We start from the raw sequence: 12,374 nt of genomic DNA, 5'->3' as shown, positions 1-12,374 counted from the left end.
GAAAGAAGTACGGCAAGGCACCGCACCTCCCGCCTTTGATCCTTATTTCTCTTTTATTGTAAAAGAAAAAAGGCCCGCGCTCAACCAGCGCAGGCCGTTTTTTCAATAATAACGTCTGAAGGGCGGACGGCCGTAGAAAAACGGCGTTAATAAGCTTCCTGTTAAGCCACCGAAAAATCCACCTAAAAATGGATTCTGATAGCCGCCATAGTAATAAGGAGGCTGATAATACGGCGGGTATGGCGGATACGGATAATAATAAGGCGGGCGTACGTTGAACGGACTCATCTTCATCGCTCCTTTCGCTTGTAGTGTATGCAGCAAAAGAAAGGGTGGTGAGTGCCCGGTTATCGTGGTGAATAGGTGCCGACCCTTGTTTATCCGCCGTTCTTCTACCGAAAATCTAACCATAAAAAATGCACCTCCAATTGTTAGATGGTGTCTAACAATTGGGGTGCACTTCATAAAGGGACTTTTTTAGCGAACTTCTACCCAGCCTTTTTTGATGGCTGTTACAACAGCTTGTGTGCGGTCATTTACGTTCATTTTTTGCAAGATGTTACTCACATGGTTTTTAACTGTTTTTTCACTGATATAAAGAGCTTCCCCGATACCACGGTTGCTTTTCCCGTCAGCCAGCAGCTGAAGTACTTCGCACTCGCGGCGTGTCAGCAGGTGAAGCGGACGGACAACCTCCGTTTGTTGGAAGCCTTTTCCTTTTCCGTCATCTGTTGAAAGACGGCGGTAATCCGCAATCAGGTTGTGCGTCACACGCGGGTGAAGATACGATCCGCCATCTGCCACCACTTTAACTGCTTCTACTAGCTCTTCTGCGTCCATTTCTTTCAGCAGGTAACCGAGTGCGCCGGACTGAAGGGCATGGGTTACATAGTTTTCATCATCGTGAATCGACAAAATAATAACTTTTGTATCCGGGTGTTTATCCACGAGCTTGCGTGTTGCTTCCACGCCATTCACTTCCGGCATGTTAATATCCATGATGACAACATCCGGGTTGTACTCTTCAACGAGCGAAAGTGCTTCCGTTCCGTCATCTCCCTCTGCAAGCACTTCAAACGATTCTTCAAAATCAAGAATGCGTTTTACCCCTTCACGGAATAATTGATGGTCATCAATAATAACAATTTTCGTTGTCATCGTCTTTCCTCCTCTAAGTCAATGGCTGCTCAATTATTGGGACGCTGATTAAAACGACTGTTCCTTCATCTGGTTTCGACCGAATCGTAATGTCTCCATCCAGCAGGTCAATTCGCTCTTTCATTCCCATTATGCCAAAAGAGCCTGATTTTTTCTTGTTTACGTCAAAGCCTTTGCCGTTGTCTTTCACAACAGCTAATACTTGCTCTTTTTTTATTTCTAGTTTTACTTGAATCTCAGTTGCATTTGCATGTTTTAATGCATTTTGGACGGACTCCTGAATCAGCCGGAACAGCGCTACTTCCATATTAGACGGAAGCCGTTTTTCAAGACCGATGTTGGAAAACGTGATGTTCGGCACAGCATTTTGGGAACGGCTGTATTCGCTGACAGTAGCTAAATACTTTTTAAGCGTCGGAATCAAGCCAAGGTCATCGAGCGCCATCGGACGCAGATCGTAAATAATCCGGCGCACTTCATACAATGCGGAGCGAACCATTTTTTTCAGATCGCGAATTTCCTTGAAGGCCGCTTCCACGCCCCGTTCGCGGTACAGCTTCTCGATTATATCGGAACGCATTAAGACGTTCGCCATCATCTGAGCCGGCCCGTCATGAATCTCGCGGGATAAACGCTTTCGTTCTTCTTCCTGTGCTTCCATCACCTGCAGGCCAAAGGCCTGCTTGGACTGGGCATCTTCAAGCGCCCGGCCGAATGCCTTCATATCCTGGGTTAAATAGTTCAGGACAACAGCGGTTTGTGAAATAAGCTGCTCCGCCCGCTCGATCGTTGTATGTACGGATAAAAGCCGACGGTCCAGTTCATTGCGGCGGTCTATGAGCTGCTTTTCGTTTTGCCGCATAACGAGCAGCTTCACTTGTAAATCATGGGCCTGTTCATAGGCCTTGCGCACAACTTCCTCTGAATGTACAGAAAAGTCACGGCTTACTTCTGAAAGCCGCTTTCGTGCCATTTTCACTTTTCGTTCCAGTTCTTCCTGTTCTACAATAGAGGAATGAATTTGGCTTTTGATCTGCTGGAGCTCTTTCAATAGGGCTTCATAATCGACCCTGCTTTGTTCAGCAATTGAAAAAATTTGGCCTTTGCTTTGATCAACGGTTTCCACCATTTTATCCAAAATTGTATCAAGAAGTTTGGTATCCGAGTTTCGCATTAACATAAGCGGTTTCCTTCCAAATAAAATGAATGGGACCTGTCCGAAAGATACAGCACCTATTTCACACAGCTATATCTTTTGATGGTGGAAATAATGCATAGTTTACCTTAAATCACTCAAAAAAGACCCGGTGAAAACCTCACACGGAAAGGACATTCTCATTATATCATTACAGCAGGAAACGAACATTAAAGTTTATTTACGATTCGTTTAAAAGTATTTCGAAGCATGTCTCTTTTCATCCGGACTTTTTTCCTTTACGATAAACTATCAATACCGAGTACCCTTATTTCTCATTTTTAAACCTAATAAGGAGGAATTTTTTTTGTTATCTTACTACAAAACGGTGAAAACAGCCGGCACTCATGAAATTGTCATTCAAAAATCGCGTTTTATCGCCCATACAGCGAGAGTAGAATCTGCTGAGGAAGCGATCGCATTTATTGACCAAATTAAAAAACAGCACTGGAATGCCACGCATAACTGCTCTGCTTATATGATTGGCGAGCACGACCACATTCAAAAAGCAAACGATGATGGCGAACCGTCCGGCACTGCTGGCCTGCCTATTTTGGAAGTCATTAAAAAAAGAGAACTGAAAGATACCGCGATCGTAGTAACACGTTACTTTGGCGGCATTAAACTCGGCGCAGGCGGCCTGATCCGCGCATACGGCAAAGCCGCATCCGAAGGCTTGAATGCAGCCGGCATTGTCGAACGCCGTCTTATGAAGGTTATGACAGCCTCGATTGATTATACATGGCTTGGCAAAATTGAAAACGAACTGCGTGCCTCCATTTATGAATTAAAAGAAATCCGTTATGCAGAAGGCGTAGAGGTGGATGTGTTTGTGGAAGAAGGACAAGCCGACACTTTTTGCGGATGGATAACGGAACTGACAAACGGGCAAGCCGCTTTCAAAGAAGGCGACGTTTTATACATGGAAAAAGACGTCGAATTTTAAAAAAATTTGAACGAACTTATCCTTTCATAGTAAAATAACAGATGGTTCTAAATTTGATTATTACATCTAAAAGGAGATAAATACATGAGTTCACCCAATCAACGCATGGGTCGGCGCCGAAAGAAAACGCAAAAACGTCGAATTTTGTTTTTCACGCTTTTTCTTCCGCTGCTGCTCGTTGTTTTTACTGGTGCAGGCTACGGTGCCTTTCTTTATAAGAAAGCCGAGACGATTGTATCAGATTCTTATATGACGGACGGACGCGAAAAATCGGCCCTGCGTGATGCGGACGTTCATCCGCTTGAGGATAACATTTCAATTTTGTTTATGGGGATTGATGATAACAACAAACGGAAATATGGAGATAATTCCCGAACGGATGCCCTTGTTTTAGCTACATTAAATGTAAAAGACAAAACGATTAAAATGCTCAGTATTCCACGTGACACGTATGCGTATATCCCAGAAGAAGATGATTACAATAAAATTAACCATGCACACGTTGTCGGCGGCCCGACGGCTACGATTGAAACGGTTGAGGAACTGCTTGATGTACCAGTCGACTACTACGTGCGCTTAAACTTCTACGCTTTCGTTGATGTCGTCAACGCATTGGACGGCATTAAATTTAATGTGCCGTACGACATTAGAGAAAAAGATTCAAGCGACGTCCACTATACGTACGTTAAAGAAGGACTTCAAACATTAAACGGAGAAGAAGCATTAGCGGTGGCCCGCACACGTCATGCTGACAGCGATATTGAGCGCGGCAAGCGCCAGCAGCAGATCCTTCAGGCCATTGCAAAAAAAGCGACTTCATTTAACTCCATTACGAAATATGATGAATTACTAGAAGCAGTTGGTTCCAACATGCGGACAAACCTGACGTTCAGTGAAATGAAATCGCTCATTACGTACGCAGAAACTGACAAAGGCTTAAATTATGAGTCCCTTGCTCTTAAAGGAACAGATGACTTCTTACCTTCAGGTGCTTATATTTACCGGCCGGATGAAACAGAACTTGAAGTGATTAAAGGCAAATTACAGCGTCACCTTGATATCGAGCCATCCGATGATTCAGATGAAGACAGCGAATCCGAAGATGAATCATACAGCACGGAATAAAAGAAAACCCGCTATCCTAATTGATAGCGGGTTTTCAGTGTGTAGACAAAGTCTTTCGCTTTTAAAAAAGAGCCGGTAAGTGAAGTCCGGCAGGCTTCACTAAGCGGTATTGAAGATCAATAAGCAGAGACCGAATAGACATTTTCTCTTTTTTAAACAGAAAGATACGATCTTACGGGCTTTATACAATCTTGTCGCAAGCCACTTGGCGGTGGGAGGGCAGCGCAGACTCCTATGGGACTAGCGGGCTCAGCGCCTGCCCCATGGAAAGCGGAGCTGCCCGGACGCCGCCGACCTATTCCGTTCATGTGCACGGTCATTCAGATCATTTGTCTACAGTCTGAAACCCCCTATCCTAATTGATAGCGGATTTTTCGGACTGCGACAGCTCTCTGTTGTTTTGCTATGTTCACGTAAAAAACCGCTATCTTTATGGACAGCGGTTTTTTTACTCATTACATATTCTTTTTCGTTCCGCCTCTGACAAAGTTCAAAAGCGGCTTATAGTCGTTGCCGATAAGACCGATGCTTTCAACGAAAATTTCAATGGCAATGGTAATCACAGCCATCATAATAATGGCACCCCATAGCGTGGCCATCGAGAAAATAATCGCCGCAAGACCAAACATCATCGCGATCATATAAATAATCAAAACGGTTTGTTTATGTGTATAGCCTGTCCGAAGCAGGCAGTGATGAAGATGCGATTTATCTGGTGCAGAAATAGGCTGCTTGTTCAGCTTCCGGCGGATAATCGCAAAAATAGTATCCGAGATCGGCACACCCAGAATGATAATCGGAATGATTAATGAAACGACGGTGATATTTTTAAAGCCAAGCAGGGATACGACGGAAATAATAAAGCCGAGAAACAGCGCGCCCGTATCTCCCATAAAGATTTTTGCAGGATGGAAATTGTACTTTAAAAAGCCGATTGTGCTGGCCGCCACAATAAGCGCGATGCTCATAACGTACACATCGCCTTTTAAAAAGGCCATAAAACTGATGGTAAACAAAGCAATCGTTGAAACACCGGCTGCCAGTCCATCAAGACCATCAATTAAATTAATGGCATTTGTAATCGCCACGATCCAGATAATCGTCAATGGAATACTTAAAAAGCTGTTGAATTCAATGGTCCCGCCAAACGGCAGGTTAAAGAAATCAAGGCGGACATCCCCATAGACAACGACCACAAGAGCAGCTGCAATTTGGCCGGCAAGCTTTACTTTTGCGGAAAGCTCAAAGCGGTCATCAAACACGCCCGTCAGGATGATAATAAAACTTCCAATGATAATAGCGGGGTTCATCAGCGGCAGATCGTACGGTGCATCCGGACGCAAAACAAGCATGCCAATCAAGAAGCTGATAAAGATGGCCAGCCCGCCCATACGCGGCATAATACGCTGATGCACTTTCCGGTAGTTTGGTTTGTCAACAGCTCCAATGGCGATAGCGAATTTTTTCACAAGTGGTGTAATGGCTAGAGAAGCCAGTACACAGATAATAAAAGCAACAACCATAAGATCCTCCCTCTGTTGGCCAGAAGCATAGTGTATATGATGAACGTCATTATTTTTATTTGCCCTCAATTTCAACATTATAAGCCCAAACCATCATTATATCCACCATAAACATGAAAAAGACCTGATATTTTCTTTCATGCAGTCTTCTGTTAAGATAAGGATGGGCAGCTGCATGCGCGGCATCCAGCTATCATGCCTTTGTGAACCGCATAAGACGGGCCCATGGACGTATTCTGGGGAGTGAAATAAATTGGTTTCATTATTTCGAAAAAAAGATGCTGCCGATCGGCAGTTAAAAACATACCGAAAACTTGTAACAGCCATCAATGAGCAGGAAGCAGCCATTGAGGGCTTAACAGACGAAGAGCTGCGCGGCAAAACAGCGGAATTTAAAGAGCGTCTTGCCGGCGGTGCTTCCATTGAAGATATTAAAACAGAGGCGTTTGCCGTTGTACGCGAAGCGGCGAAACGTGTTCTTGGCATGCGCCATTACGATGTTCAGCTCATTGGCGGCTTGATTTTATCCGACGCCAACATTGCGGAAATGGCAACTGGCGAAGGAAAAACGCTCGTCGCTTCCCTGCCAAGCTACCTGCGCGCTCTTGAGGGCAAGGGCGTTCACGTGATTACCGTAAATGAATATTTGGCGAAACGCGACCGTGACACCATTGGACCGCTTCATGAATTTCTCGGTCTGAGCGTTGGCTTAAATGTGCCGCTTATGGACGGTAAAGAAAAGCAGGAAGCTTACAATGCAGACATTACATATGGAGTCGGAACAGAATTTGGATTTGATTACCTGCGTGACAATATGGTCTGGCACCCTTCTCAGCGTGTTCAGCGTCCGTACCATTTCGCTATTATTGACGAAGTAGACAGCGTTTTAATCGACGAAGCCAAAACACCGCTTATTATTGCCGGCAAAATGCCGCCTGCCGCTGACCTTCATTACATCGGCTCACGTGTAGCCAAGCGTTTTGTCCGGGATGAGGATTATCATTTAGATGATGAAACAAAAGCGGTCAGCTTAACTGACGGCGGGATTGAAAAAGTCGAAAAAGCATTTGGCATTGACAATTTATACGAACTGGAACACCAAACGCTTTATCACTATATGATTCAGGCCGTCCGGGCACATGTGATGTTCGAAAAAGACGTGGACTATATCGTGAAAGACGGGAAAATTCTCCTTGTCGATATGTTTACCGGCCGGACGATGGAAGGCAGAACGCTGTCAGATGGCCTTCATCAGGCGATTGAAGCAAAAGAAGGCCTGGAAATAACGGATGAAAACAAAACACAGGCTTCTATCACAATTCAAAACTATTTCCGTATGTATCCGTTCTTATCGGGCATGACCGGTACGGCGAAAACGGAAGAAAAAGAACTGCTCGATGTTTATAACATGCAGGTCATCCCGGTTCCAACCAACCGGCCGGTACAGCGTGTGGACATGCCTGACCGCATTTACCAGACAATCGAGGAAAAATACGCCGCTGTCACAGCAGAAACAGCTGAGCGCCACGCAAGCGGACAGCCTGTATTAGTCGGAACCACTTCTATTTTGCAGTCCGAAAAAATCGCCCAGCACTTTGAAGATGCCGGCTTGTCTTTTGAGCTGTTAAACGCAAAAAGCGTAGAACAGGAAGTAGAGCTTATTTCCCGTTCTGGCCAGCGCGGCCACATTACCATTGCGACAAACATGGCCGGACGCGGTACCGATATCCTGCTTGGGGAAGGCGTACCGGAACTCGGCGGTCTTCACGTGATCGGCACTGAACGCCATGAAAGCCGCCGCGTGGACAACCAGCTTAAAGGCCGGGCCGGGCGCCAGGGTGATCCGGGATCAAGTGAATTCATTATTTCACTGGAAGATGCGATGTTCCGCCGCTTTGCCAAGGATGATTTAGCAAAGCTCGAGAAAAAAGTGCAGACAAACAGTGAAGGTCTTGTTACAAACAAAAAAATACACGAATTTGTGGACCGCGTTCAGCGGATTGTGGAAGGCTCCAATTATTCGATTCGCGAGTATAACTTAAAACTCGATGACGTTATTAATGAGCAGCGCGGTGTTATTTTCGGACTGCGCAACGCCATTATCGATGACGAGTCTCAAAAGGATCGTCTTGCAGATATGATTACGCGTTCGGTCCGGGAAGAAATCAACCACCATTGCCATGAGGAAGCAGAACCCGAAGAATGGGCGCTCGACATTCTTTCCGGCCATCTTCAAGCGATGTTTGGCGGACGTGAGGTTCCCCTTCCGGAAGAAGTCTCCAGCAAAAAAGAAGTGGAGCGTACAGTTGAACCTGTTTTAGCCGACTATCTCGCCTGGGTAAACAATGAATATGATCCTTCCTGGGATGAAGGCATTAAACGGATCATGACAGCCGATCTGGATGCCGCCTGGGTTCATCACCTGGAACAAATGACCCGCTTAAAAGAAGGCATTGGCCTGCGCCATTATCAGCAGGAGGATCCGATGCGCATTTATGCACGTGAAGGACTGCAGCTTTTCCAAACGTCTTACCGCGACCTGCTTCGTTCTATTTCTGCCAAAACGGCCGCTTTAATGACGGAATTAACGAAAAAGGAGAATTAACCGATGTTTTCTTTCTTTAAACGAAAAGGGAAAAATGACGATACACTAAAAAATGATGGGCGTGAAGCTTCTGTTTCTGCCGCCGATGTCACTGGCGGAGAAACAGAAGCCGGCACTGAGGAAGTAACAACAGACTTGTCGCTTCATCCGTCCCAGACGGTTTCTCAGGAGCAAATGTATGTACTGCGATTTTTAAATAACGAACTGCCGCCGCTTAAACGAAACCAGCTGTCTCTTTCCGGCATTGAGTGGAGCGAACAGCCGAATGGCATTGCGGTTTCCGCTTTTGTCCGCAATACCGTTGAGCGGGAGATGACACTCGGCGAGGTCCCGCTTCTTTTGCTGAATGAAAAAAATGAACTCAAAGCGCGGGATACGTTTAACTTAAAAGATCTCGGCTCACTGCCGGCTGACTCAAGCCGTCCGTGGACGTTTCTTTTTCCTGCTGCGTCCCTTGACCCACGGGTTGAGCTGGGCAAAGAAAACTGGTCGGTTGCGTTTGATTTAACATCGCGCAAGCATAAGCTTGATCTTGATGAAAAATGGGACAAGACCCTGCCTGAAGAGCAAAAAGAAAACCTGAAGCGTATTGTAGAGAAGCTCGGAAATCCCGCTAAAAATGAACTGAATTTTACGGGATTAAGCGCCGCTACACTCGATAATGGAGATTTAACGATTTCTCTGCTAATCCGAAATGGATATGAACGGAATGTAAATATTGAAAAACTGCCGCTGCAGCTTTTTGATGCAGCCGGCGATCTTGTTGCCCAGGGTCAATTCAACGTCGGTGATTTTGAAGTAAAAGCGAATACAACAAAGCCATGGTCATTTGTTTTTCCGGCCTCGCTCGTTCAAAAAGAAAATGCCGATTTCTCCAAATGGAGTGTTCGGGTAAGCAAATAAAAAAGTGCGCTTATCGTCAGCTAGACTGATGATAAGCGCACTTTTTTTAGTGGGATACAATAAAATAAGCACCTGCCATACCGGACAGATGCTCACAGCTTGTACCAACCACGTTCTAACAAAACGAGTTATTTACATACAAAACGGAAACTATATGTCCATTCTATCACATCTTTTTGCACTTACAACTGTTATTTTCATAATTGAAGCGGCCTCACGGCTTATTGTCGAAAAATAAGAGCTGTAGTATGATTAAGGCTGTCGTTAACCGTTATGTTAACGACAGCATCCATTTTAATAGACAAACAGAAATTTTCTTTTCTTAGACTCTGCCTGTAAGGAAGTAGTATGCAAGTTTTTTATTTTAACATTAAGGTGTGATATGCGTGAAGCAGTCCAGACGATTTCTGGCAATCTTTTTTTCTCTTTTCTTTTTGGCGCTTGTGCCGCTTGCTGCATTCAACTATCTGATTGACCCTCTTTGGACATTCAGTCCGAAGCATGCCTGGAATGACCGCCAGGATGTGATTAATGAACGGCAGCAAAAAACAAACCGGATTTACTTTCAGCCTTTTTCATATGATACGATCCTGCTCGGTTCCAGCCGGTCTACTTATGTTGATCAGCATGAGTTTAAAAGCATGAAGGTATACAATTATTCCGTCAGCAATATGTCGATTCGCGAGTATGACACCTTCCTGGCTTTCGCGGAAAAACATAGTGAGCAGCCGATCCAGCGTGTGATTTTAGGACTCGATTTCTTTAAATCGTCTGTTCAGGAAAGCAGCCAGCCCTATTCACTGACCAACTATGAAAAACAGTTTGAAGATCCGCTTTACCGGTTTAAAAATTTACTATCGCTCGATACACTCAAGTATTCACTGAAAGACGCCCGTATGTCTATCACAAATGAGGTATCGCTTGAACGTGTATATAATCGGGAAAATGTAGCGGACGCCAAAGAAATTTCTCAAAAAGAGCGTGAAGAACAAACAGCACAAAAAATCAATCGCTTTAAACAGGAATTCTATGGAAGCCACTATGTGTATAACCCGAGATACAAGGAATATTTAACGATATTCAACAAACGACATCCGAATGTAGAAAAAATCGTTTATACGACACCGATTTCAATGGAGCTGTTTGATGCACTTGTTGAAACGGGCCACCTTAAAGACTATGAACAATGGCTGCGTGACCTAGTAGGTGTGTACGGCGGTGTTTATAACTTTATGTATCCGAATGAAGTGACCAACGATTTAAACAACTATTTTGACGGCCACCACTTTTATCCGGAAACCGGCACAAAAATCGCCAAGCGGATCGATGCGGGCCCTGATGCTGAAAGCCCATTTGGTGTTTATGTAACCAAAGAAAATATCGACCAGCATCTGCAGGATGTGCGAAACGCTCTTTCAAAACGAAAATAAAAAACGGTCCCTATATGGGACCGTTTTTTAGTAGAATCGTTTAAAAGCAGTGAATCTTGGTTGAAAGTACGAATTGCTTAAATTTGAAATGGTAATACCGGACGAAGAGCTGGCGTGGATAAACTGCCCGCCGCCAATATAAATCCCCATATGGGAAATGCCTTTTTTATACGTATTGCTAAAAAACACAAGATCCCCTACAGCCGGACTGGAAACTTCGTAGGAACGGCTATAATAGCCCTCTGTATTTGTCCGGGCAATACTTTTGCCCGCTTCTTTGTACACATAATAAATAAAGCCGCTGCAATCAAAGCCAGAAGTGGACGCACCGCCCCATACGTAAGGAATGCCCATCAAGGACTTTGCCGTACTGATCAGCGTGTTGACGCTGTAACCGCCGGAAGAAGCGGGATTGCTTACCTGTGTCGGCGTCTTGCCAGCACCTGCACTGCCGGCTACCTTTAATTTCTGTCCAACGAAAATAACGTCTGATTTCAAGCCGTTCATTTGTTTCAGCGCCGCCACAGTCATTCCATACCTTGAAGCAATGATACCCAATGAATCTCCGCTTTGCACGATGTATAGACCATTAGACATGGAAGACGATGGTTGATTATGTGAAGACGGACTTTGAGTAACAGGGGCACTGCCGCTTACTTTCAGTTTTTGTCCAACGTAAATCACATCGGTTGTTAAACCATTTAATTGCTTCAGTGACGAGACCGTTGTTTTGAAGCGGGAAGCAATGAGTCCGAGAGAATCTCCGCTTTGTACAGTGTATGTGCCGGTTGAAGTTGATGGCTTCGATGTGCCCGTATTAGCGGCCGGCGTTGAAGAAGAGGCACTGCCGCTCACCTTCAGCTTCTGACCTGCATAAATCACATCCGTTGAAAGAGCATTTAATTGCTTCAGCGCTGAAACGCTTGTTTTGAAGCGGGAAGCAATGAGACCAAGAGAATCCCCTCTCTGTACAGTATATGTACTCGTTGAAGTTGAAGTCGATGGCCTGGACGTACTGGCCGGCGTTGAAGAAGCACTTCCACTCACCTTCAGCTTCTGCCCTGCATAAATCACATCGCTTGAAAGACCGTTTAATTGTTTTAGTGCTGAAACGCTTGTTTTATAGCGGGAAGCAATCAAACCAAGAGAGTCCCCACTTTGAACGGTGTAAGAAGAAGCCGCAGCTGTATACACAACTGCTGCCGGTTCCGCTGTTTCTGCTTCGACCTCATTCGGCTCTTCCTGAACGTTTTCTTCCGTTTGGGAAACGATAAGCTGGTCATTAATGGACAACGCATCCGACGTAAGATCGTTTAGTTCCATTAACTGAACGACTGATAGTTTGTACTGGTTGGCGATGCTGAACAGCGTGTCACCCTTTTTCACTGTGTACAGTTCTGAAGCATGCGCAGCCGACGCGGCACCGGTTGCGATAAATGCTGCAGCTGTTAAAGAAATAACCGTTTTATTCATTGGATCGCTCCTCTAC

General features: G+C 45.1%; 10 protein-coding genes. 5 read left to right on the top strand and 5 right to left on the bottom strand.

Going from position 1 to position 12,374, the window contains the following annotated elements:
- Nucleotides 1-102: 102 nt before the first annotated feature.
- From RRU94_RS10750 to RRU94_RS10740, 3 genes are all read right to left on the bottom strand, one after another.
- Nucleotides 103-288: a hypothetical protein gene (locus tag RRU94_RS10750; RefSeq protein ID WP_251274686.1), complete on the bottom strand. Its 186-nt coding sequence runs from the start codon at nt 286-288 to the stop codon at nt 103-105.
- A 189-nt stretch (nt 289-477) separates the two neighbouring features.
- Nucleotides 478-1,158, bottom strand: a complete 681-nt coding sequence (locus tag RRU94_RS10745) for a response regulator (protein WP_242231933.1) — start codon at nt 1,156-1,158, stop codon at nt 478-480.
- A 13-nt stretch (nt 1,159-1,171) separates the two neighbouring features.
- On the bottom strand, nt 1,172-2,338 hold the full coding sequence (locus tag RRU94_RS10740; RefSeq protein WP_315694232.1) for a sensor histidine kinase: 1,167 nt from the start codon (nt 2,336-2,338) through the stop codon (nt 1,172-1,174).
- Between the two features lie 322 nt (nt 2,339-2,660).
- Between RRU94_RS10740 and RRU94_RS10735 the strand changes: the two genes are divergently transcribed.
- Together RRU94_RS10735 and RRU94_RS10730 are read left to right on the top strand one after the other, a co-directional pair.
- The gene (locus RRU94_RS10735; RefSeq protein WP_315694231.1) at nt 2,661-3,299 is read left to right on the top strand and encodes a YigZ family protein; all 639 of its coding nucleotides are present in this window, start codon (nt 2,661-2,663) and stop codon (nt 3,297-3,299) included.
- A gap of 84 nt (nt 3,300-3,383) precedes the next feature.
- Nucleotides 3,384-4,424, top strand: coding sequence for an LCP family protein (locus RRU94_RS10730; protein WP_315694230.1), 1,041 nt, complete (start codon nt 3,384-3,386; stop codon nt 4,422-4,424).
- A gap of 455 nt (nt 4,425-4,879) precedes the next feature.
- Here RRU94_RS10730 and RRU94_RS10725 read toward each other — a convergent pair whose 3' ends face one another.
- A complete protein-coding gene (locus RRU94_RS10725; protein WP_251274764.1) occupies nt 4,880-5,947 on the bottom strand; it encodes a glycosyltransferase family 4 protein in 1,068 nt (355 codons plus the stop codon).
- A gap of 253 nt (nt 5,948-6,200) precedes the next feature.
- Between RRU94_RS10725 and secA2 the strand changes: the two genes are divergently transcribed.
- The 3 genes from secA2 (at nt 6,201) to RRU94_RS10710 (ending at nt 10,885) form a co-directional block, all read left to right on the top strand.
- Nucleotides 6,201-8,552: an accessory Sec system translocase SecA2 gene (gene secA2, locus RRU94_RS10720; protein WP_315694227.1), complete on the top strand. Its 2,352-nt coding sequence runs from the start codon at nt 6,201-6,203 to the stop codon at nt 8,550-8,552.
- A 3-nt stretch (nt 8,553-8,555) separates the two neighbouring features.
- Nucleotides 8,556-9,455: an accessory Sec system S-layer assembly protein gene (locus RRU94_RS10715; protein WP_315694226.1), complete on the top strand. Its 900-nt coding sequence runs from the start codon at nt 8,556-8,558 to the stop codon at nt 9,453-9,455.
- A gap of 386 nt (nt 9,456-9,841) precedes the next feature.
- Nucleotides 9,842-10,885 (top strand): hypothetical protein, encoded by a 1,044-nt coding sequence (locus RRU94_RS10710; protein ID WP_315694225.1) that lies wholly within the window; start codon nt 9,842-9,844, stop codon nt 10,883-10,885.
- 27 nt (nt 10,886-10,912) lie between these two features.
- On the opposite strand, the gene RRU94_RS10705 is transcribed toward RRU94_RS10710, so the two are convergent.
- Nucleotides 10,913-12,358: a peptidoglycan endopeptidase gene (locus RRU94_RS10705; protein ID WP_315694224.1), complete on the bottom strand. Its 1,446-nt coding sequence runs from the start codon at nt 12,356-12,358 to the stop codon at nt 10,913-10,915.
- Nucleotides 12,359-12,374 lie beyond the last annotated feature (16 nt).

This window comes from Domibacillus sp. DTU_2020_1001157_1_SI_ALB_TIR_016 (assembly GCF_032341995.1).
Classification (GTDB): Bacteria; Bacillota; Bacilli; order Bacillales; family Domibacillaceae; genus Domibacillus; species Domibacillus indicus_A.
This window is presented reverse-complemented; position numbering and strand designations above follow the sequence as displayed.

Bases quoted from the DNA above. Each gene is read 5' to 3' on its own strand.
- RRU94_RS10745 (WP_242231933.1), bottom strand. From the start codon at position 1,158: ATGACAACGAAAATTGTTATTATTGATGACCATCAATTATTCCGTGAA.
- RRU94_RS10705 (WP_315694224.1), bottom strand. From the start codon at position 12,358: ATGAATAAAACGGTTATTTCTTTAACAGCTGCAGCATTTATCGCAACC.
- RRU94_RS10750 (WP_251274686.1), bottom strand. From the start codon at position 288: ATGAGTCCGTTCAACGTACGCCCGCCTTATTATTATCCGTATCCGCCA.
- RRU94_RS10725 (WP_251274764.1), bottom strand. From the start codon at position 5,947: ATGGTTGTTGCTTTTATTATCTGTGTACTGGCTTCTCTAGCCATTACA.
- RRU94_RS10715 (WP_315694226.1), top strand. From the start codon at position 8,556: ATGTTTTCTTTCTTTAAACGAAAAGGGAAAAATGACGATACACTAAAA.
- RRU94_RS10740 (WP_315694232.1), bottom strand. From the start codon at position 2,338: ATGTTAATGCGAAACTCGGATACCAAACTTCTTGATACAATTTTGGAT.
- RRU94_RS10730 (WP_315694230.1), top strand. From the start codon at position 3,384: ATGAGTTCACCCAATCAACGCATGGGTCGGCGCCGAAAGAAAACGCAA.